18 protein-coding genes are annotated in these 20533 nt (G+C 55.4%); 4 read left to right on the forward strand and 14 right to left on the reverse strand.

The annotated features are described in order from the left end of the window. Nucleotides 1–33: 33 nt before the first annotated feature. The 10 genes from CDH48_RS02590 to pilB all read right to left on the reverse strand — a co-directional run bounded on the left by CDH48_RS02590 (nucleotide 34) and on the right by pilB (nucleotide 12323). Nucleotides 34–2235, reverse strand: a complete 2202-nt coding sequence (locus CDH48_RS02590; RefSeq protein WP_100687124.1) for a hypothetical protein — start codon at nucleotides 2233–2235, stop codon at nucleotides 34–36. Nucleotides 2236–2398: 163 nt separating this feature from the next. Further along, nucleotides 2399–2977, reverse strand: a complete 579-nt coding sequence (locus tag CDH48_RS02595) for a YfaZ family outer membrane protein (RefSeq protein WP_100687125.1) — start codon at nucleotides 2975–2977, stop codon at nucleotides 2399–2401. A gap of 139 nt (nucleotides 2978–3116) precedes the next feature. Continuing rightward, nucleotides 3117–3305: a DNA gyrase inhibitor YacG gene (gene yacG, locus CDH48_RS02600; protein WP_100687126.1), complete on the reverse strand. Its 189-nt coding sequence runs from the start codon at nucleotides 3303–3305 to the stop codon at nucleotides 3117–3119. Beyond that, nucleotides 3280–5694 carry a response regulator gene (locus CDH48_RS02605; RefSeq protein WP_100687127.1) on the reverse strand — a complete coding sequence of 805 codons (2415 nt, stop codon included), beginning with the start codon at nucleotides 5692–5694 and terminating at the stop codon, nucleotides 3280–3282. The genes yacG and CDH48_RS02605 overlap by 26 nt, the downstream gene beginning before the upstream one ends. A 43-nt stretch (nucleotides 5695–5737) precedes the next feature. Then, on the reverse strand, nucleotides 5738–6481 hold the full coding sequence (gene tsaA / locus CDH48_RS02610) for a tRNA (N6-threonylcarbamoyladenosine(37)-N6)-methyltransferase TrmO (RefSeq protein WP_100687128.1): 744 nt from the start codon (nucleotides 6479–6481) through the stop codon (nucleotides 5738–5740). A gap of 151 nt (nucleotides 6482–6632) precedes the next feature. Next, the gene (locus tag CDH48_RS02615) at nucleotides 6633–7754 is read right to left on the reverse strand and encodes a hypothetical protein (RefSeq protein WP_227520897.1); all 1122 of its coding nucleotides are present in this window, start codon (nucleotides 7752–7754) and stop codon (nucleotides 6633–6635) included. Next, nucleotides 7726–8325: a dephospho-CoA kinase gene (gene coaE / locus CDH48_RS02620; RefSeq protein ID WP_100687129.1), complete on the reverse strand. Its 600-nt coding sequence runs from the start codon at nucleotides 8323–8325 to the stop codon at nucleotides 7726–7728. Before coaE ends, CDH48_RS02615 begins: the two co-directional genes overlap by 29 nt. Nucleotides 8326–8333: 8 nt before the next feature. Continuing rightward, nucleotides 8334–9209 carry a prepilin peptidase gene (locus tag CDH48_RS02625; protein ID WP_100687130.1) on the reverse strand — a complete coding sequence of 292 codons (876 nt, stop codon included), beginning with the start codon at nucleotides 9207–9209 and terminating at the stop codon, nucleotides 8334–8336. Between the two features lie 172 nt (nucleotides 9210–9381). Continuing rightward, nucleotides 9382–10605 carry a type II secretion system F family protein gene (locus CDH48_RS02630; RefSeq protein WP_100687131.1) on the reverse strand — a complete coding sequence of 408 codons (1224 nt, stop codon included), beginning with the start codon at nucleotides 10603–10605 and terminating at the stop codon, nucleotides 9382–9384. A 2-nt stretch (nucleotides 10606–10607) separates the two neighbouring features. Further along, nucleotides 10608–12323 (reverse strand): type IV-A pilus assembly ATPase PilB, encoded by a 1716-nt coding sequence (gene pilB / locus CDH48_RS02635; RefSeq protein WP_100687132.1) that lies wholly within the window; start codon nucleotides 12321–12323, stop codon nucleotides 10608–10610. Nucleotides 12324–12710: 387 nt separating this feature from the next. Between pilB and CDH48_RS02640 the strand changes: the two genes are divergently transcribed. Beyond that, the gene (locus tag CDH48_RS02640) at nucleotides 12711–13214 is read left to right on the forward strand and encodes a pilin (protein ID WP_318276724.1); all 504 of its coding nucleotides are present in this window, start codon (nucleotides 12711–12713) and stop codon (nucleotides 13212–13214) included. Between the two features lie 443 nt (nucleotides 13215–13657). Here CDH48_RS02640 and CDH48_RS02645 read toward each other — a convergent pair whose 3' ends face one another. Further along, nucleotides 13658–14623, reverse strand: coding sequence for a transposase (locus CDH48_RS02645; RefSeq protein WP_100687133.1), 966 nt, complete (start codon nucleotides 14621–14623; stop codon nucleotides 13658–13660). Nucleotides 14624–14890: 267 nt separating this feature from the next. On the opposite strand from CDH48_RS02645, the gene CDH48_RS02650 reads away from it, so the two are divergent. Continuing rightward, on the forward strand, nucleotides 14891–15328 hold the full coding sequence (locus CDH48_RS02650; RefSeq protein WP_100687134.1) for a pilin: 438 nt from the start codon (nucleotides 14891–14893) through the stop codon (nucleotides 15326–15328). Between the two features lie 212 nt (nucleotides 15329–15540). Next, entirely contained in the window at nucleotides 15541–16902 is a 1362-nt protein-coding gene (locus CDH48_RS02655; protein WP_188437614.1) for an O-antigen ligase family protein, read from the forward strand. 173 nt (nucleotides 16903–17075) lie between these two features. On the opposite strand, the gene CDH48_RS02660 is transcribed toward CDH48_RS02655, so the two are convergent. Together CDH48_RS02660 and CDH48_RS02665 are read right to left on the reverse strand one after the other, a co-directional pair. After that, a complete protein-coding gene (locus CDH48_RS02660; RefSeq protein WP_100687136.1) occupies nucleotides 17076–18347 on the reverse strand; it encodes a type II toxin-antitoxin system HipA family toxin in 1272 nt (423 codons plus the stop codon). Beyond that, a complete protein-coding gene (locus tag CDH48_RS02665) occupies nucleotides 18347–18664 on the reverse strand; it encodes a helix-turn-helix domain-containing protein (protein ID WP_100687137.1) in 318 nt (105 codons plus the stop codon). The genes CDH48_RS02660 and CDH48_RS02665 overlap by 1 nt, the downstream gene beginning before the upstream one ends. A 310-nt stretch (nucleotides 18665–18974) precedes the next feature. Here CDH48_RS02665 and sodC point away from each other — a divergent pair, with 310 nt between their 5' ends. Next, nucleotides 18975–19523, forward strand: a complete 549-nt coding sequence (sodC, locus tag CDH48_RS02670) for a superoxide dismutase family protein (protein WP_100687138.1) — start codon at nucleotides 18975–18977, stop codon at nucleotides 19521–19523. Between the two features lie 67 nt (nucleotides 19524–19590). On the opposite strand, the gene CDH48_RS02675 is transcribed toward sodC, so the two are convergent. After that, a complete protein-coding gene (locus CDH48_RS02675; RefSeq protein WP_100687139.1) occupies nucleotides 19591–20526 on the reverse strand; it encodes a type II toxin-antitoxin system HipA family toxin in 936 nt (311 codons plus the stop codon). Between the last annotated feature and the right edge of the window lie 7 nt (nucleotides 20527–20533).

Here is a 20533-nt window from a genome sequence, read left to right on the forward strand (position 1 = left end):
TAACAGGTTGTACGCGAAGGGTTAGCCGAAGGCTCACCGGGTTTTGGTGGCAATCAACAGGCCGGACCGTTCTTCCCCGTTAATGCTATCCCTGTACACAAGGAAAAACTGGCTGGCATCCGCCGTTACAAAACCGTTCAGCGAGAGATTGCCGGCACTGAAACTCACCTGCCCGTTGCCATTGCCCGTGTACGCCAGGCTACTCATCAACTGCCCGGAAACCGGCGCCGAGACAGTGCCGGCGTCAACATCATGCAGTACTTCCAGCGTATCGCTTTCGAGGCTTGCGGTGGCGCCGGAAAGATCCAGTGTGCCGTTATCCAGGTGAAGCAGCCGGTTTAAACCGTCTTTCATGCCTACTGCAAAGCCCTGAACACGGTAGCGCCCTGAGTCGGGTTTTGGCGCGGAGGCCTGCTCAGCGGCAATCAGCAGGCCGTCACCGATCACGCCACCGGTGGAGGCTGCACCGGCCAGGTTGAAAGCCAGCAGCGAGCCGTCTGGCACGCTGGCGCCCACGCCCAGGTCCGGTTGCTCAAACTGGCCGGCGGAATTCTCCACATCAAGATTAAGCCGCCCGATGTTTTCGTTCCCGGTGCTCAGCAGTGCGGCGCGTTGAGAGAGTGTCCAGCTATCGGAGCGATTACCGGTGTTGTCGGATGAAACGCTGCCTGATGCGTGGCGACTCACTGTGGTAAACGCCTGAGCCTGGGTGATGGTGGCGGTTTCTGAATTCCCGTTGATTTGCCAGGTGCCGGAGCCCGCCTCAACCTGCATGGGTTCTGCAGACCCGGCAAACCGCGCGGCCAGGTACACGGTGTTGTAGTTACGACCGTTCAGAATGCCGGTGTCAAACCCCTTCTCCCGCAGCAGGTTGAGCTCCAGTACTGAGAGGTAGTGGGCCTCCAGTTCGTCCTTGCGCTTGAGCTTGCCCTGCACTGATTCCAGCTCTATGGCCTTGCCTGCGCTGAAGTAACCCGAGAGCACCCGGTCCGGGCCGGTCTCCGAGTTGCCCGCGCCTCCGGTATAGGCGTCCATGTAGTAGGGGTTGCGAGTCCAGCCAATGGTTCTGGCGCTGTTCAACCCGGTAATGCTCTGCAGCAGGGCACGGCTGGCCAGAAGGCGGGTATTGCTGTCCAGGGTGGCGGCTCCGGGGGAGGTTGAATGGGTGTTGAGGGCCCAGGTGTCCGGGCCCCGTGCAAAGAATTCGTAGCCTTGGCTGCCGCGTTTATGGGTCAGCGTTTTGCGATCATAGGGAATCTGTGTTGCCAGCGACGTTACCCGGATGTCGAAGATATCAAAACTGGCCAGGGTCAGCCCCGGGTATAAATACGCCGGGTCGTCCTGGGTGCCGGTGGGTTCTGCACAGGCCATGCGCACGCCCCACTGGCCGGCCCCGGCATAACTGCTCTCCAGAAACGTCTGCCCCAGCTCCAGGCCCATAAAAACCGGGTTGTAGTCGGCAGAGCTTGCGGAAACGTTCCCCGAAGCCTGCTCCTGCAGCAGGGCATAGTCCGCCATGGCGTCAACATAGCTGGCAAAATCCGGCCGCGCCGCAAGTACATCCAGTGCACTGGCAATACTGGCGCCCGCTGGAATGTCGATTTCGAAATCGTGCACCTGGTCAGCAAGGGCCGACCAGGCAAACTTGTTGAGGCACAGAGTCGCGTCGGTGTCCTTGGCGCAGTCCAGAAGTTGCTGGAACTCACTGGCGGTGTAGCTCGGAATGGTGTTTGCCACCAGATATTCCGAAAAGGGGTTGATCTTGATGTTGCGGTCGGCATCAGCGGCCACCGCCCGCAGGATGCCAGCACCGTATCTCGCCTCAATAACCACATCGGGTGTCAGGGGCAATCCGTTTTCAAACCGGATCACGGTGGAGCCGCTCTCATCCTTGCGGGTACTGATAGTCGGCTCGCCCAGATCCTGCAGGCTGTGATTGGTCCTGAACACACGGATGGAATCCGGCTGAACAATGCGAAGGTTTCGCCGCGTCGGTTCGCCATCGGGCGCCAGGCTGGCCGGCACCTCCAGGGTGATGCTGACCTCGTTCGCGGCCAGTCCGCTATTATTGCCTGAATCACCCGTGCTCCCCGGGGTGAAATCATCCACGGGGTTTTTAGCGCCGGCAAAGCTGTTGGGTTGTTTGCGGACATTGTCAATCGCATCATCGCCAGTGCCGCAGGCAGCTACCAGCAAGGAAATGGGCAGGATAAATAACCCGGGGTTCAGTCGCATATCTGGCCGTCCGTGCTAAAGCGTTGTTGGTTCTGCGATGATAAACACAGCAAACAAGTCTAGCAGCGCCGGTTGCGGTAAAGCGTGAGGGAGGGCACGAAACAGTAGGGCGGGAACGAAACAGGCGCCCGGGAAAGGCGCCTGCAGCAGAGAACGGGTCGCGTCAGAAGAAAATCTTCATGCCCGCCAGAACGCCTTCGTCCAGGTTGATATCGGGCTCGGTAGGAAAGTCCAGCTCGGTATTCAGGTAGCGGTAGCCAACGAACAGTTCCGCGTTGCGGATAACCCGGTAGTTGCCGCGCAGTTCAAAGCTGGTCATATCGTCCGAATCACCAAACGACAGAATCCGGGGCGCATAATGCAGGCTGCCGGTAAAGGACAGGCCGGGCACCTCCGGAATGTTAACGGTGGCAAAACCGCCCAGCCCCACGGCGCCGCCATCAGCATCCCTGCGGTTCCAGATGTTGTCGTCGTCCCAGAGAATGCCGCGCAGGCCTATGCCGGCGGTTGTGGGCAGGTTGCCCAGCGCAGTGCGGCCCTGAGCGTGAAAGTCAATATTGCCAATGTGGCGGCTGCCTTCATGGTAGGTATAGCCGGCACCCAGTTGAAGGTCGTCGTTGTTGCCGAAAAAGTTAACCTGGCCTTTTACGGAATCGTTCGTCAGGCTCAGGTCCAGATCGCTGGCAAATGCCGGAGCAGCGGCCAGCGAAAGAACCAACACAGAAATACGGGATGCTCTCATTCTTTTACCTTCATGATTGCGGTGTAAATCGGTAGTGCAGATGGTAACGGGCTGCTCCGGGTACCACAACTTACAGCCCTGTAAGACCGATGTAAGATTGTGACCGCAAAGCAGGACAAAAGGGGGCGAACCCTAAAGATCAGTGATGCGTGGTTTCGCCACCCTGGTCAAGATCGTCTGGCGATGCATTCTCTGCCGGAACCCGGTACTCCTCATTGGCCCAGGCGCCAAGATCAATCAGTTTACAGCGTTCCGAGCAGAATGGTCGCCAGGGACTGGCCTCTGACCATTCCACGGATTTTTTACAGGTAGGGCATTCGACGTTCATAATCGCCTTTCAAAGTCTCATTTGTAGGTGGGTTTGGTTTTCCGTCCGACAACCCGTGAGCGTATTGTTCCAGTACCGCCCGCAGCATTTCAATGTTGACAGGCTTGGCAACAAAGGAATCCATGCCGGCGCGGCGGCAGCGCTCTTCATCTTCTTCCATGGCGCTGGCAGTCAGCGCCACCACTGGCACCCGCCTGCGCTTGCGGGAGGCTTCCCACGCGCGCAGGCGCCGGGTCGCCTCAAAGCCGTCAACCCTGGGCATTATGCAGTCCATGAACACCAGGTCAAACGGGTGCCACTGCCACAGGCTGCTTGCCGCTTCGCCATCGTTGGCGGTCATCACATCGCAGCCCAGTTTTTCCAGCAGCCTGCGGGTCAGGGTCCGGTTTACCGGATTGTCTTCCACCAGCAACACTTTCATGCGGCGGGAGGTCAGTTCTCTGCGTTTTTCCGTATCCCCGGTGGCCTGCAGTGAGAACCGGGTAAGAAAACGGCGCTCGTCCTTCTTTGCATCCTCAAAAAGCTGGTTGAGAATGGGTGTGAGGCAGGACTCTCTCAGGGATTTGCTGAGAAACGCATCGGCCCCCGCCTGGCGGAAATGCTCGGCATCGCCCCGCTGCGGGTTGGACGAGAGGATAAGCAGGCGCATATCGGCCCACAAGGGGTTGCTGCGAATCTGACGGCACAGCAGGTCACTGTCCATGTCGGGCAGAAAACCGTCCAGGATAATCGCATCAAAGGGCTCGGTATTGTCAAACGCGAGGCGCAGGCACGTCAGGGCTTCCCCCGCCGATTTGACCGCCTCGATGTGCACTTCGTGGCGTGACAGCATCTCCAGCGTAATCTTGCGGGAAAGCTCGTAGGAATCCGCCACCAAAACCCGTTTGCCCTGCACCATACGTGCATCCGGGCGCACGCGCGAGGTGCTCTCCGGTGCTGTGGGCAGAGTCAGTTCAATCCAGAAGGTGGAGCCTTCACCGGGCCGGCTTTCCACATCCAGGGAACCCTGCATCAGATTAACGAGCTGGCGGCAGATTGTCAGCCCGAGGCCGGCGCCGGGCAGCTGGCGCTGGAATCTCTGGCCCAGCTGTACATAGGGCTCGTACACCAGGGGGATATCCTCCGGGTTGATCCCGATGCCGGTATCTTCCACCGCCAGGCGCAGGCGTACCTTCTCATCGCGGCGCCCAAGCACTTCTATACTGATCAGCACATGCCCGGAATCCGTAAACTTGATGGCATTGGATACCAGGTTCAGCAATACCTGGCGAATCCGCACAGGGTCACCCCGCAGGGCCCAGGGCAGATCCTCGTCAATGCGCAGCTCCAGCGCCAGGCCTTTTTCCCGGGCGCGCCCGCCCAGCATGTGCACCAGGTCGTTCAGGGTTTCCCGCAGATCGAACGGAATCTTTTCAAGCTCAAGCTTCCCGGCCTCCACGCTGGAAATGTCGAGAAGGTCGTTAATAATGGCAGAAAGGCTTTCTGAGGCGCTGAGCAAGGTGTGTACGTATTCCCGCTGCTCCTGATCCAGTGGCGTATCGGTAAGCAGGTTGGCGTAACCGAGAACCGACTGCAGGGGCGTGCGCAGCTCATGGCTTACATTGGCCAGAAACTGGTTTTTCGCGCGGTTGGCCCGGATGGCCTCGTCACGCTCGCCCTGGGATTGCAGGGTGGTCTGCCGGAGCGAACGGGTGTCTTCCAGAATCTGCAGGCGCATCTTGTTCAGCGCCTGCTCCAGCTCTGAAAGCTCATCGGGGGTTTTTGGCGGTTTGCGCTTTAGCTTCAGCGGGTCCACCAGGGCGTCGAGGTTCAGCCGCGCGGCGTAATCCGCCATGGCTTCCAGATGGCGGGAAAGGGTGAAGCGCACAATCAGCAACAGCCCCAGGGTGCCCAGCATCACAACAATCGACTGGAACAACAGGTTAATCAGAGCGCTGCCACGAAGCTCGGAATAGACCTGTTCAATGGACGAGGTAATGGTGAGTGTGCCCACATCCTCGGGGGCACGGAGCGTGGAGCGGTTGAACACCAACGGAAAGGTTTGCGAGATAACCCGGCCTTCCGGGTGCGTGCCGGTGGTGAACTGCTCACCGGTGGAGGTGACAACCTTGGCGTAATGAATAGTCTCCACCGCCCGCATATCATCCAGGCTGTTGGCAACCTCGCTGAAGTTCATCAGCCAGATGTTGTTACTCATGCCACCGGAAACGAGCCCGGCTGCCCGTTTCTGGGTTTCCATAAGATCGGACTTGTAACGCTCAAACTCGCCGATCATCTGCACGCCGGTAGCTACCAGCGAGATAACCAGGCTGAACAGCAGCACGTATACGAGCAGCCGCATTGCCAGCGGCCGAATCCCCATGCGCGTAAAAAAGCGGTTTGAAGGCAAGGCACAAATTCCCTGTGTCGGCTACAAATTGAACAATCGAAGTCTAACAGACCGACAGCACTTCGACACGTTTCTGTGAATGATCATTCACAAACCGGAAGCGAACATTCAGATCATAAAGGTGCGCTCCGTAAATGCGCTCCTCCTCCCGGCCTCTGCGAAAGGAGGGGCGGGGGTCGTAGCTCACAATGTCGGTAATCAGCATTTCAAGCTCCGGGTATTGCTCCGCCGCAAGGCCGGCAAGCTGGGCCTTCGCTTCCGGCCGAAATACAACCTCCAGCCGCTCCGTGGGCGCCGTTTCCGCCCAGCCCAGAGTCGCCTCCGGCACTGAATCCGCGAATGGCAGGTAAGGTTTGATATCCAGAATCGGCGTGCCTTCAATCAGATCATGGTCGCTGATCTGCAGGATCAGTTGCCCATCTTTGCGCACAAGCCCCCGGTTTCGCACCACGGACAGCCCCAGGCTGTTAGGCCGGAAAGGTGAGCGACTGGCGAACACACCCATCTTCTGATTGCCCCCCAAACGCGGCGGCCGGACCACAGGCCGCCATTCCGCCCGCACGGCCTCGTGAAACTGGAAAATCAGCCACAGATGACTGGCGGTTTCCAGGCCCCGGAACGCATCTTCCCGGTCGTAGGGCGGCTGGATGAGCAGATCGGCTCTGGCGTGGCAGGTAAGCCCTGGTTGCCGTGGTACGCCAAACTTGTCCTTGAAACATGAACGGGTGAGCGCTATCGGATCAAGTGTCAGGGCGTCGGCGGGGGGGATGGAGTGGTGTCTTGGCATTGGCTTTTAAATTCATACTCCGAGTTTGAGGCCTGCAAGCGGGACCTTCCGGGAACCGCTACAAGCACATCCATGTGCGCTTGACTCCGGCCATCCATGGCCTCCGACATTCCCGGAAGGTCCCGCTTGCAGGCCTCCTCCGGCTTTGGAGTCAGAAGTCAGGATTAATGCTACCGGAAAAGTACATTTCGATGCGGAAAATCAGCGAACCCCGGTCTTTAAAGCTCTCGTCCCGGGGGAAGGTCAATGCCGGTATCAGCTCAGCAAACAACCAATCGCTGTGCAGACGGTATCGCCAGGTGAGATCAGCAAAGGCAGAGGTCGTGCGCCAGCCCGGCTTGCTCTCACCCAGCACTCCGACCCTGGGGGATAACACAGACCGGTTATTGAGCCGCTTGCTGGTTGTGAAAATATGCGCCGCCACAAACTTGCTGTCGCGGTGAACCCACTCCAGTTCCGAAGAGGACCAGAAATGCCAGCCATTACCAATGCCGCGACCGACATTAAGCCAGCTGCGGGCACCCCAGCCATCCTGGTGGTAGTAGTAAAAACGCTGTTGCGCGCGCAGCCCCCAGTCATCGTCCAGTTTCCAGTATCTTTCCGCCGTTGCTCTCCAGAAGGCGTCCGGCGGGAAGTGCAAACGGGCACCAATATCGTTGGACAGGTTAATGGCATCACCGATTTGCGAAAGATAGCGGAAGGCACCCGTGGCCTGGCCAGATGTCCGCTCCGGCTCGGTAAGCTGACGGTCGCGCTGGCGCTCTTCCAGAGGGATCAGCTCATCACTCTCGCTTTCAATCACCAGCCGCAGTTTGCGTTTGGTGGTGGGTATGTCCAGCCGAAAGCGCGCCTCCGGCTCAAATTGTGCCGGATTGCCGTACTCGGATTCCGTGGCAAATCCCAGGCGCAGATAACTGTCGTTCCTGGGTAAATCATGGATTTCTCCGGAGAGGGTCCGGTCAGCCCATTGCCCGAGGGACTGAACCTTGGGCCCTTGAATACGCTCCTGGAGCATAATGAAATTACTGAAATCGAGCCAGTAAGAGTCCAGGGGCTCAGCCCAGCGTTCACCTGGCTCAAAGGTATAAAACGACAATGGCAGTTTTTCCGGCTTCAGCCTCTCGGTAATGCTGTCTTCCACAATCTCGAACACCGGCTCGAGACCATGGCTGGCCGAACTGAACACCAGCAGCGGCACGGCCAGGCAGCAGGTGAGTGCGATGCTGTTCCTGCAGCGGATACGGTCAACCAAAGTCCACCATGAATGCGTCATGCAATGCCTGAACCTCAGCCGCAACCTTGTCTGAAGGCTGGTTGTTATCAATCACCGCACTGGCCCTTTGCAGGCGCTGTTCCCGTGGCATCTGGGCCGCAATAATGCGCTCAACCTGCTCCCGGGAGTTGCTGTCTCTGCCCATGGTGCGCTCTATCTGAACCTCCACAGGAACATCCACCACAATCACTTTTTCCACCAGTTCATGCTGATCGGTTTCCAGCAGCAGGGGCGACACCAGCAGAACATAAGGCAGATTATAATCATCAGGATGCAGTTGGCGAATCAGCTCTTCCCGGATAATCGGGTGCAGCAACTCCTCAAGCCAGGCGCGCTGCTCGGGTTGCTCGAACACAATCTGCCGAAGGCGCGCCCGGTCAAGCGCACCTTCAGGGGTAAGAATGCCCTGCCCGAAGTGCTCTGCAATTTCCGCCAGCGCAGGCGTACCCGGCTCCACCACCTCCCGCGCTACGTCGTCGGCGTCCACCCAGTGTACCCCCAGGCTACCGAACTGCCGGGCCACGGTGGATTTGCCGGAACCAATGCCCCCCGTTAAACCGATAACAACCATCTGCCCCGTCAACCCCCCAGTACCCCGAACCAGAACCCCTGGATTTCCGCACCAAACCACAGGCACAGCAAACCGGCCGCCGCCAGGTAAGGCCCGAACGGAATCGGAACCTCGCGCCCGTGTTTCCTGAATACCATCAAACCGATACCCACAACCGCACCTACAACCGACGACAACAGAATCACCGCCGGCAGCAACTCCCAGCCCAGCCAGGCGCCCAGGGCGGCGAGCAATTTGAAATCACCGTGCCCCATGCCTTCCTTGCCGGTGGCCAGCTTAAACAGCCAGTAAACCGACCATAAAGAAAGATAACCGGCCACCGCGCCCCAGAATGCACTGGTGAACTCCCCCAGAAAACCGAAATAACTCAGCACCAGCCCAAGCCACATCAAGGGCAGGGTAATGCTGTCTGGCAGCAGCTGGGTATCAAAATCAATCACCGTAAGCGCCACCAGCGCCCACACCAGAACCAGCGCCCACAAGGCGGTTGCCGAAGGGCCAATAATAAAAACCGTTAACACCGAAAAAATCGCGGTTACTGCCTCAATCAGCGGGTAACGAACAGAAATCGGCGCCTTGCACCCGCTGCACTTGCCGCCAAGAAACAGGTAACTGATAACCGGAATATTCTCCCAGGCGCGAATCTTATGGCCGCAGGAAGGGCAGGTAGAAGCCGGGCTGGAAAGCGTTACAGGCGGTTCCTGCTTGCGCTGGTCTTCCGCAATCTCCAGAAACGCCTCACACTGACAGCGCCATTCCTGCTGCATCATCTTCGGCAAACGAAGGATCACCACATTCAGAAAGCTGCCAACACACAGGGAAACCAGTGCTACCGCGAGGTACAGAAGCCAGGGGGTTGAGAGGAAGAGATCGAGTGTTGCCATTCAAAAGCTCAAGTTAAAAAATAAAGAATAAAAAATAAAAAAAAGAACCCCCTCTCCCCAACCCCTCCCCCTCGAGGGGGGAGGGGCTAAAGACATATGCCTGAGACCGGGGAGTTGCCTCCCCCCTCTCCCCTCGCGGGAGAGGGGCCGGGGGAGAGGGGGTGCACCACCCTTACCCCACAACCTGCCCCATCTGAAATATCGGCAGGTACATGGCAATAATCAACCCACCTACAAGCACCCCCAACACCGCCATAATCATCGGCTCCATCAGCGCCGTCAGGTTATCCACCATGTCATCAACCACCGCCTCATAATGCACGGCCACCTTCTCCAGCATCTCGTCCAGATTACCGGATTCCTCACCAATCGCCGTCAGCTGCACAGCCATCACCGGAAATATATCCTGCTGCCGCATGGAAGCCTGTAACTGCGTACCACTGGAAACATCGTTCTTGATACGGTCAATCGCATCCCGGTAAACCGCATTACCTGTAGCGCCCGCCACCGAGTCCAGCGCATCCACCAGCGGAACACCCGCGGCAAACGTAGTGGACAGAACCCGGCCAAATTTCGCCACGGCTGATTTATCCAGAATCTCGCCTACAACCGGCAACTTGAGCACGTATTTGTCCACAAGATCCGAGAACTTCTGCGACCGGCGTTTGGCTTCCTTGAACAGGAAAATGGTGCCCACAATGCCCAGCAGCACCACAAACCACCAGGACTGCATCCATTCAGACAGCCGCACAACCATCTGGGTAAACACGGGCAGTTCGGCGCCAAACCCCTGAAACAGGCTCTCGAACTGCGGAACTACTTTTACAAGAAGAATCGCGGTAACCACGATTGCAACAACGATAACCGCAATGGGGTAGGTCATCGCTTTCTTGACTTTCTTTTTCAGCAGTTCGGTTTTTTCAAGATAGAGCGCAATCCGGTCCAGCATCTGCTCCAGCGCACCGGCTTTTTCACCGGAATCCACCAGGTTGCAGTAAAGGTTGTCAAAGTGTTTCGGGTGCTTGCGCAAAGCCCCCGCAAAGCTGGTGCCCGAAGCGATATCGTTGCGGATGTTTACCACCAGCTCCTGCAGGCCTTTATTTTCAAGGCCATCTGCCACAATGTCGAAGCTTTGCACCAGCGGTACACCTGCTTTCATCATGGTGGCCAGCTGGCGCGTGAGCATGGCAATGTCGAAGGGGGTGATTTTTTTGCTGCCGCTGCCAAACAGGGGCTTGGGTTTTTTCTTCACCTTCTCTGGAATAATGCCCTGTTTGCGCAGCTGGGCTTTTACCAGCGACAGGCTGACACCATTCAGCTCGCCCCTGGATTTATTGCCTTTCCGGTCTTTGCCTTCCCAAACGTACGATTCCAGTTTTTGCGCTTTCTCTGCCATGCTTAATCCTTCGTGACGCGGTTGGCTTCCTCAAGACTGGTTACGCCCTCAATCACCTTCCTCAGTGCAGATTGGCGCAAATTCCGGAAGCCCTCAGCCTCAGCCTGCTTTGCAATTTTAATGGAGCTGGCTTCTTCCATAATCATGTTGGCCAGCTGGTCAGTAATCTTGACCACCTCGTAAATCCCGACGCGGCCTTTATACCCACCATTGCATTTATCACAGCCCTTGGGGTGGTACAACGTGAACCCTGTATCAATTTGTTCCTGTGTGAACCCCTCGGCCAAAAGTACGTCTTTTGGCACATCGCCGGGCTGCTTGCAGGCGCTGCACAGGCGGCGACCGAGGCGCTGGGCAATAATCAGGCTAACGGAAGTGGCAATATTGAACGCAGGCACACCCATGTTCATCATTCGGGTAAGCGTTTCCGCGGCACTGTTGGTGTGCAGGGTAGAGAGAACCAGGTGCCCGGTCTGGGCCGCCTTGATCGCAATGTTGGCGGTTTCCAGGTCCCGGATCTCGCCCACCATGATCACATCCGGGTCTTGCCGCAGGAACGCCCGCAGCGCCTCGGCAAAGCCCAGGCCCACGCGGTTGTTAACGTTTACCTGGTTAATGCCTTCCAGGTTGATCTCCGCCGGGTCTTCCGCCGTGGAAATGTTGATGTCCGGCGTGTTGAGTATGTTAAGGCCGGTATAAAGGGAAACCGTTTTACCCGAGCCGGTGGGGCCGGTCACCAGAATCATGCCCTGGGGTTGCGACAGCGCATCCATGTACAGCTTCTTCTGGTCCTCCTCATAACCCAGCACATCAATGCCCAGCTTCGCCTGGCTGGGGTCCAGAATCCGCAGCACGATTTTCTCGCCCCAGAGCGTTGGCAGGGTGTTAACCCGGAAATCTATGGCCTTGGTTTTGGACAGCTTCATCTTGATGCGGCCATCCTGCGGAACCCGGCGTTCGGATATATCCAGTTGCGCCATGATCTTCACACGGGCAGAAATCTTGGGCGCCAGCTTGATGGAGGGCCGGGACATTTCCTTGAGAATGCCGTCTGTTCTGTACCGGACCCGGTAGATCTTTTCGTAGGGTTCAAAGTGGATATCCGAGGCGCCGCCGCGAATCGCGTCCAGAAGCATCTTGTTTACATACTTTACGATGGGTGCATCATCTACTTCACTGGCTGAAACCGCACCATCGTCCTCCTGCTCGCCACCCTCGGTTTCCACCCCTTCAAGATCGGCATCATCCAGATCACCCATAGTGGTGTCCTGGGATTCCAGGTACTTGTCAATCGCCTCCCGAAGTTTGGCGTCGTCCACCAGAATGGCGTCGGTGCTCAGGCCGGTGTTGAACTTGATTTCATCCAGCGCCTGGATATTGGTGGGGTCGGAAACCGCAATAAACAGGCGGTTGCCTCGTTTGAACAGCGGGAGCGCATTGTGTTTGCGCACCAGCTTATCGTCCACCACCTTCTCCGGCATCATCTCCGGAAGAAAAGACGACAGGTCCAGCACCGACACCCCGAACTCCATGGCGGCGGAAAACGCCAGCCTGGCGCTGTCCGCCAGCTTGTTCTGGGTGAGGTAGGTTATGAGTGGAATGCGGTTCTGGGAGGCCTGTACAAAGGCATCCTTGGCGGTTGCTTCATCAAGAAGCCCGTCATCCACAAAACGCCGGGCCAGCCCGGTGAGGGTGATGTTGCTTTTGTTGGTAGCCATAAACGGAGTAAAGAGTGCTGCCTAAGTGGTTGAAAAGGGTATTTCAGCGATTGCAGAGAGTTTAGATGGCTGGTGTGGGTTTGGAAAGGTGTGGGGGCAACTACTCGGGCAAAGCTACTGCAATGGGCTTGGTGGCATCGGCCTCTTAACAGGTGACAAAATTTGTCATTGAATGACGGGGTGCGGCTCAAAAGATGTTTTCAGGTATGTAGCGTTTATCTCTGGCTGCCTGGTAATGGGCTGATTAAAAAGGATTTGCGTCTCGGGCTTCATTGTTGGCATGGAAGGTGCTGACACCTCTGCAGGCTCATAAGAACCGGTTGCGGGGCAAGGCTCCACCGGCCCCGGGCCATTTTGAGTTAATAAACGACAATGAAGAGGTCGACTATGAAGAACATGCAAATCAATCATGCTCAGAAGGGTTTTACCCTGATCGAACTGATGATCGTTGTGGCGATTATTGGTATTTTGGCGGCTGTGGCTATTCCGCAGTATCAGGATTATACGGCTCGCTCGCAGGTAACGAGAGTTGTTGGTGAAGTTAATGCTCTGAAGACTAATATCGAAGATGCGTTGCAGCGTGGTGCTGAAATTGTTGATGGTTACACCGACAATATCTCTGCCAACGAAATTGCGCTTGCATATGATTCCACCAAGTCGAATCTTTTGGACTCGAGTGCAGGCACGAATGGGGTGACAATTACCGGTGGCGATACCGCTACCCCGACGATTGCAGCAACTCTCGGTGGTCAAGCTTCTGCAGCAGTGACTGGAGCGGTAGTTCAAATTACTCGTGATGCTCAGGGGCGCTGGACATGTGCCGTTACCAACGGTGGTAATGTCACGGGCTGGAAAGACAGCTATGCTCCTGCAGGCTGCCCGGCTTCTTGATCAGATGGTTTGAATTACATTTAAGTTTGAATTGGACAGGCACGGCGTAGCCTGACCTGATCCCCAAAGGCCCGGCGGATTCGATCCCCGGGCCTTTGCCGTTTTGGAGGGCGAGTTTGAATAGTTTGAATTGGACAGGCATGTCATGGACAGGCACAGCTCAGCCTGACCTGATTCCCTAAGCTGATCATGGAGCCTTGGATCATGGACAGGCACAACTTTGGCAGACAGGCACAACTTTGGCACAACTTAGCCTGACGTGATTCCCAAAGGCCCGGTGGTTTCGACCTCCGGGCCTTTGCCGTTTTGGTGCGTCTATTTCGGGTTTATGGTAAGTCCGTCCCCGTATTCCGCAAAAACGTGCCGAAATCGTTGAAATTCGGGTAAGAGAGACCCTCGGCAGCGGTGCCGACAGGTGTGTTTGGTCAGGAGAGGGGAATAAGCTAGGCAGCCCGTTGTCGGCCAGCGGGGTTTCGATAATCCTGATAACTGTCTTCAAAGGCTGTCGCCCGATGACACCACCGATCCGGATCCAGGTTCAGTCTTTCCAGAATGGGCAGCGCTTTTTCATTAATGGCTCCGCGTTTGTCATCCCGGCGGATGCGCCCGGTGCAGTCCACCAGTTCCAGGTAATCTTCAAAGCTGAATAGAATTCCGCGCTGAATGCCATTCCGGATGATGCCCTCAAATCCCAGTAGCGGTTTCAGCGGTACGGCAAATTCGTTCAGTGCCTGCTGTTCCGTTTGCCGCGTGATTGCTTCGGCCAAGTTAAAAGTAGGCTGGATGCGTTCTTTAATGCTGGTGTGATCCGACGTTTCCGGGGTGTCCGCCATGGCGGCCCGGATGGGGTTCAGATCCACATAGGCCATGCAGGAGAGCAGGGCTTCTTCCGTGTCCAGAGCCTGGGATTTGAATCTGCTTTCCCAGAAATGCCCCGTGCATTCGTCTTCTTTGTTGGCTTGTCGGGCTATAGGTTCATTCAGGCATTTCATAAACCAGCTCAAGTCCCCCAGCCGCTGCCGGAAGGTGTCTGCATATTCATCAACTCGCCTTAGTTCGGCTGGGTGCAGGTTATCTCCCCGGTAATAGCGCTGTACCAACGGTGGCCCTTTGTAAAGGCTGCACCAACGTGCCAGAACCTCCTCGTTGCTCCAGGGCTTCACGTCATCCGGATTGAGTTTCACCACCAGGTGATAATGGTTAGACATCACCGCATAGGCCGCCACATCCACAGCAAACACGGAGGCCAGCAGCCGGATTCGCTCTTCAATCCAGGCTCGCCGGTGTTCGTAACTGCGCCCGGTAACACGGTCTTCTCCACAAAGAAACGTTCGCCGCACACAGCGGGAAATCACGTGGTAGAAAGGGGTGTCTGCAACGCTGATCTGCTCGGTACGCGGCCTGGGCATGACTGACTCCTTGTCGTTTTTCTGTACTAATGTAAAAATGCTGTATAAATATCCAGCTTTTTCTTGATTTTTGCAACACCCAGTCATGGACAGGCGCAGCCTAGCCGGGCGCAGCCTAGCCGCCTGGCGTGACTTGGTTCCCAAAGGCCCGGCGGATTCGATCCCCGGGCCTTTGCCGTTTACGCTCATAACAAAAATCAATCCTGGATAGGCACTGAATTTGCTTAATCAGCAGAGTAAACGCAAAACACCAAAAGCTGACCCTATATGACCAAAAGCACCGGTTTTACTCTCATTGAGCTGATGATTGTTGTTGCGATCATCGGAATTCTTGCAGCAGTTGCTATCCCCTCCTACCAGAGCTACATCGTAAAAACCCAGATAAACCGCGCTGTTGGTGAGTTGTCAGCTTACAAAGCTCCGTTTGAAGAGCGTGCGGGCTCACGTGGGAGCGTGACGAATGGAGATATTGGCTATACCCCCTCCGATCTCACCACGGGTAGCCAGGCTGTTGATATAGGGGTGCTTAACCTTGACGGTTCTGGTCAGTTGCAAGTGACCATGGGCGGCAACGCGCACCCAAATTTGGCAGGCTTGGTCCTGAGCTTTGAGCGCAGTTCCTTGGGCACCTGGGAGTGTGTCCTTGACACGAGCTCAGCGCCTGCATGGAGGGCATCTTACTTGCCGTCTGGCTGCAGGTTGTAAATCCGCCTCATTCATTGCTGGGTTGTTCGTGAAAGGCGTTTTTAGCGCCTTGTCTGAAAGCAATGACAATTTGATCTTTATATCTCTGAGGTTTTCGAGTGCAAATAGCCCGGAATATGCTCCTTTGGTTTGTCGTCGCAGCAGTATTCGTCAGTGTGTTGTTCGCAGATTTTCTGCCCTTGGCACTCGGCGGCTATGCATCGCAGCGGTTCATGTTGGTATGGCTTCTGGCGGCGGTAGTCAGTGTGGCAGGGGCGGTTTTGGTGAACCGGAATGGCTGCGCTGTTTTAAAGGGTGTGTGGCCGGTATTGCTGCTCGCGGCTGGGTTTATACTGCTGGCATTGCCATTTTCTGACGCCTTGTACCCTTGGGTTGAACCCGGAATGTACGCCGCGTTTTTTCTTGGTTTTGTGATGGCGGGGAGCTTGCCGAGAGGGAGCGCACAAACGCATCATTGGGTGGTTGTTCTGGTTTACATTGGGGCAGCTACTGGCGCTTTGTATGGCGGTGCGACTATCACGGTGTACCTTTTTGCGCTCTCTGATCAGGTCGCAAACTTGTCGAATTTTATTCCCTGGGGTTTCGTCAATATTCGTTACTGGAGTCATGTCGCCACATGGCTAATCCCCTTGCTGCCCCTGGCGGTACTCGTTGGGCCGCTCCAGAATCAAAGATTATGGCGCTTTTCCGTTGCCCTGGGGGCCGCCCTGTGGTGGTGGGTTGTGTTTCTCTCATCCTCCCGGGGCACCATGCTTGGGCTGGCGTTCGGAGTGCTTGTGGCAGTCATTTTCGTTGGTCGCCCGGCGTTGCCTTGGTTGAAGGTGTTTTTGCGATATCTGGCCTATGGCCTGGTTGTATGGTTGTTTCTTTCGGTATTGATTCCTTCATTGTTAATGGATGAAGTAAGCATTCGTACACTCAAAACTGATTCCTCTGGCAGAATACCGCTGTTCATTGAAGCCTGGAAAATGAGCCTGGAATATTTCCCCTTCGGCATGGGCCCGCAATCCTGGTTGACTCATGACCTCCTGACTGAAAACTATCGCCAGTCTCCCAAATTTGGCCACCCCCACAACATGTATCTCATGTGGGCTGCCGAGTATGGCTGGTTGTTAATTGGTGCTCTTTTAACTGTGGCTGGCCAGGCAATCCGGCTCTTTTGGCAGCGTCGAAGTGAGGTGCGTGCTGCGGAAAATACTGTGCTGGCTCTACCTTTAGTTGCGTTTACCGCATCGGTTTCAGCCGCTTTGTTGCATGCCGGCGTTTCTGCAGTATTCATGGCGCCTGGGTCCATGCTGATTGGTTTTCTGGTGCTGTGCGTGTTTTGGGCGTTGATCACCCCGAATACGCCGCCTAATACACCCAGGTACCCCAGGGTGAGAGCATTGATAGCTATTCTGGCGGCGATGTTGATAGGTCTTTCCTGCTACTTCTGGCTGCAACAAGTAGCTGCATATCACAAGGCCATGGAAAGTGACCAGGAATTCTATTACGAAAACGTGCCTGCCGGCACACTACCAAGGTTCTGGTTTCACGGGAATTTTCCGAGGCATCCCGATCAAATGCCTCGGTGATAAGGCCATGGACAGGCACAGAAGGCCATGGACAGGTGAAGGCCATAAGGCCATGGACAGGCACAGCCCAGTCTCAGCCCAGTCTAGCAATTGACACTATGGACAGGCACTGAATTGGACAGGCACTGAATTGACTGAATTGGACAGGCACTGAATTGACAACGTTGGCCTTCTCATAGAATGCGAAAGTCTTCCTGAAGTCTGCCCCAGTGCTCTATAAGTGACTGTTTGTGGCCTTCGTTCATCGGCAGATCTTTAATGGCTCCGGGCCATAGGCACCTGGCTTTCTCCATCGTTTCATCCAAATGGGGCTTGATTGCCCGCCAGGGAATTCCTGAGCGCTCTGCCCAAAGCTGAAAGTGATCGTAGGAGACGGTGTACCAGGCTTTGGTTTTCCCTAAATTAAGTGCGTAATCTTTTTCGTTCTCGATGTAGGCGCTGGTTGTAACGATGTCATATGCCGGGGCAAGCCGGGGCGTAATCTGATCAGGATATAGCAGGCTCCAGTTCTTGAGGTGCGCATCGCCATTGGCAAGCAATACGTTAACGAGTAATCGTTTGGCGAATTGTTGGGCGTCTGCCAGCCCATCGCCAGAATACTCGTATAGAATTCTGCCGATTTGTTCGTAGTTGGCTGAGTTGTATTTTTCGTGAGGGTATTTCACTAGTACCTGAGCGAAGTCCTCCATGTGAATCCGCGTGTTGCCATTCCGATCAAAACGCTTGATTGCAAACGCCAGTTTTTCGCCGGGCAGGTTTATTGGGGGGAGGTTGTCGAGCCTGTTTAATTCAACCAATTTGATTTCTGGTATGTTGATCCCCGCCTGCGCCGCAAGCGACATGGCCGTAAATTCGTTTGCCGGCACTTCTTTGTGCTGTGTTGATGGTGTTTTGATGATCCAGTCGCCCAGCGCATCGTTACCGGAAAGGTTGTAACGCCCTTCTTTTTCCTTCATTGAAAACTTCATTTGCACACCGGCCAGGGAAAACTTGTTTCCCATGGACACCCTCCCGAAATTAACGGCTTGGGCTTTACTACCGTGGGCACCCAAAATACTAGCGGGCACGTCTTCTGGCGCCAGTGGCTCAGCTATCAAAGCGCCGGGTAAGTCTCCTCCAAGATACGACAGGATGTGAAATTCGTTATCAACATGAACCTTGAGCCCTTGAGCAATCAACTCTCTCAGGGCTCCTTCCGGAAGCAGGTTGGATAGCACCGGGTGCAGCCTTTGGTTTCGTGCCCAAGGCTTTTCCATCAGTGCTTTTGCGCGCGGAAACGCGGGGTGGGTAATCAAGCTAAATGTGGGGCGGTTTGTGTCGGTCGTGAATACCTCGGCAAAACTCAGTACGTTTCGGCCATTTTGAAAGCCTGCCAGATAACCCACCAGTCTGTCATGCAGGGTCAGTTTGAGTACCTTTATTTCATCAATGCGGTTACTACCCATCAATCATCCCCCAGCAAGCCCTTCCAGGGGTCGTCATGTAAGCTTGTGCTGGCACCTTCCCGGGGCGTATCTGAGGTCTGATCCGATGGTTCATGCTCCAGCACCGCAATCACTGCGCCAAGCTTATCTTTGGGGATAAGCATGAGTTCGCTGTTAAGGGCCTGTGCTATGAGTTCCAGGTTATCCAGCCTGGGGTTTCCCCTGGATTCCAGGCGCTGATATTGCTGGCGAGACATGCCCGCTCGCAGCATCATATCGCTCTGCTTGAGGCCGAGTGCCAGTCGTCGTTTTTTAAGTTGTTGAAGTAAAGAGGCCATAGGTGTCAACGTTTGTGTTGCTTTATTTGTTACACGAAACACATTAGTTGCTTTTTCGGTAAAAGGCAACAAATGTGTTGCTTGTGATAGAAGCGACGTTCAAGCGACGCAAGCGACGTTGGACAGGCACAGCCTAGGGACAGGCACAGCCTAGCCGCCAGGCACAGCCTAGCCGCCAACCCCGCCCATCATCATCCAGCACATCAACGAATGTTTAAAAAATTGGAAATCATGGCTACGCTTGTTGATGAACGTTCACAGCGCAGGGTCGGCGGGGCCTTCTTTGTCAGAAATGGAAAAGGAGAAGATTATGCATTGCACAAAACCCGGATTATCCCTTCTGGCAGCTTCCGCTGCTTTGATTCTGTCAGCTTCGCAGGTGTTCGCAGAGCCGAAGCTTGAGGTAGAGATGTTTGAGGCAGGTGTGGAAGGCCAGGGGGATTCGTTGGGTACGGTTACCCTCATCGCTTATGACCAGGGCGTATTGATTGAGTCGGATCTTCGTGGGCTTGCGCCGGGAATTCACGGCTTTCACCTGCATGAAAATCCTGACTGCAGTCCGGTAGAAAAAGACGGAAAGATAACGCCCGCAGGTGCGGCTGGCGGGCATTATGACCCGCAAAACACCGGGAAGCACAAAGGCCCATTCGATAAGACAGGGCATCTAGGGGATCTGCCGAGACTGCACGTGGGCCCGGATGGAGAGAACGCCCAGACCAATATTGCGCCAAGGCTGACGCTGAACGATTTCAAGGGCCGGGCTCTGGTGATTCATGGTGGAGGGGACAACTACTCGGATTCTCCCCAGCCTCTGGGCGGCGGCGGTGCCCGCATAGCCTGTGGTGTTGTTGCCGATTAACAAGGCATGGACAGGCACAGCTTACTCGATTAACAAGGCATGGACAGGCACAGCTTACACAATGGATTCATTTATCTTCGGGTTCGATCAGCTTCATGAACTTCATTCTTTGCGAGATCAGATTCAGGTACCGGGTCTTCATCTCATCGGGCATGAAGGAAGCGCGAATGGTATCCGGAGCGTGGCTTTCTATCTGTTTTAATAGCTGGATGATCCGTTTCCTGACGGCCGGTTCAAGAAGGCCGGCTTTCTTACCGAGTTCAACAAAATCAGAGCCGGCATAATAGCCGTTGCCCATTTCATGGTAATACTGCGGTTCTCCTTCTTTGAGAAAAGGTAAAGCCATGGGGTTCTCGGCTTGGGAGCTATAAAGCGATGACGCAAGAACGTCGTAACAGGGTGTTAGTCGGAACATAGGTTCATGGTAGAAACTGATATTTTTCAGGTGGTGGTCGTCATTGCCAACAACATAGCTGAAAACAAGTCGAAGCAGCAGTTCCATGGCTACAGCCATACCCGCATGTTCTATGATCAGTTCCATAACCTCTTGGTAGCTGGCGGATGTGTACTTTCGTGATGATTCGGTATTGGCAATCCCAAGGGCTTGCATTGCATCTTCCTGATGGAGCCTGGAGCCATCGGTGAAATTACGGTCGTAACGTCTGATCAGGAAAACCAAGTGGTCGTCCTGAAGTCTCAGGAGCCCACAAGGAGGGACCTCAAAACCAATCCGGTCCATTATTACCAGCGTTGCGTGTTCGTTCTCGGCAACATTCTGATATTCCTCTGGGGAGGGTTTCATGATGAACTGGCCACCACTGTCGACCAGTTTGAGTTTTTTATCCTCAATCGCCATCTGGCACTTCATTTGAACGCCACTGATTGAGAAGCCGTGAGTTTTTTTGGGTATAGCGGAGACGAGGTCCTTTCTGCTCTCAGGCAGGTTCAGGTCGAGGACTTTGCTGCCAAGCAGGTAGTCAAGGCACTTGCTGTGGTAGCCCATTTGGGTG

The sequence above is a fragment of the Marinobacter aromaticivorans genome, from assembly GCF_002806975.1.
GTDB lineage: Bacteria > Pseudomonadota > Gammaproteobacteria > Pseudomonadales > Oleiphilaceae > Marinobacter > Marinobacter aromaticivorans.

Coding starts and splice junctions, on each gene's coding strand:
- CDH48_RS02660 (WP_100687136.1), bottom strand. CDS start 18,347: ATGGGTAGTAACCGCATTGATGAAATAAAGGTACTCAAACTGACCCTG.
- CDH48_RS02595 (WP_100687125.1), bottom strand. CDS start 2,977: ATGAGAGCATCCCGTATTTCTGTGTTGGTTCTTTCGCTGGCCGCTGCT.
- CDH48_RS02655 (WP_188437614.1), top strand. CDS start 15,541: ATGTTGGTATGGCTTCTGGCGGCGGTAGTCAGTGTGGCAGGGGCGGTT.
- CDH48_RS02630 (WP_100687131.1), bottom strand. CDS start 10,605: ATGGCAGAGAAAGCGCAAAAACTGGAATCGTACGTTTGGGAAGGCAAA.
- tsaA (WP_100687128.1), bottom strand. CDS start 6,481: ATGCCAAGACACCACTCCATCCCCCCCGCCGACGCCCTGACACTTGAT.
- yacG (WP_100687126.1), bottom strand. CDS start 3,305: ATGAACGTCGAATGCCCTACCTGTAAAAAATCCGTGGAATGGTCAGAG.
- pilB (WP_100687132.1), bottom strand. CDS start 12,323: ATGGCTACCAACAAAAGCAACATCACCCTCACCGGGCTGGCCCGGCGT.
- sodC (WP_100687138.1), top strand. CDS start 18,975: ATGCATTGCACAAAACCCGGATTATCCCTTCTGGCAGCTTCCGCTGCT.
- CDH48_RS02615 (WP_227520897.1), bottom strand. CDS start 7,754: ATGACGCATTCATGGTGGACTTTGGTTGACCGTATCCGCTGCAGGAAC.
- CDH48_RS02625 (WP_100687130.1), bottom strand. CDS start 9,209: ATGGCAACACTCGATCTCTTCCTCTCAACCCCCTGGCTTCTGTACCTC.
- coaE (WP_100687129.1), bottom strand. CDS start 8,325: ATGGTTGTTATCGGTTTAACGGGGGGCATTGGTTCCGGCAAATCCACC.
- CDH48_RS02645 (WP_100687133.1), bottom strand. CDS start 14,623: ATGCCCAGGCCGCGTACCGAGCAGATCAGCGTTGCAGACACCCCTTTC.
- CDH48_RS02640 (WP_318276724.1), top strand. CDS start 12,711: ATGAAGAACATGCAAATCAATCATGCTCAGAAGGGTTTTACCCTGATC.
- CDH48_RS02590 (WP_100687124.1), bottom strand. CDS start 2,235: ATGCGACTGAACCCCGGGTTATTTATCCTGCCCATTTCCTTGCTGGTA.
- CDH48_RS02650 (WP_100687134.1), top strand. CDS start 14,891: ATGACCAAAAGCACCGGTTTTACTCTCATTGAGCTGATGATTGTTGTT.
- CDH48_RS02665 (WP_100687137.1), bottom strand. CDS start 18,664: ATGGCCTCTTTACTTCAACAACTTAAAAAACGACGACTGGCACTCGGC.
- CDH48_RS02675 (WP_100687139.1), bottom strand. CDS start 20,526: ATGGGCTACCACAGCAAGTGCCTTGACTACCTGCTTGGCAGCAAAGTC.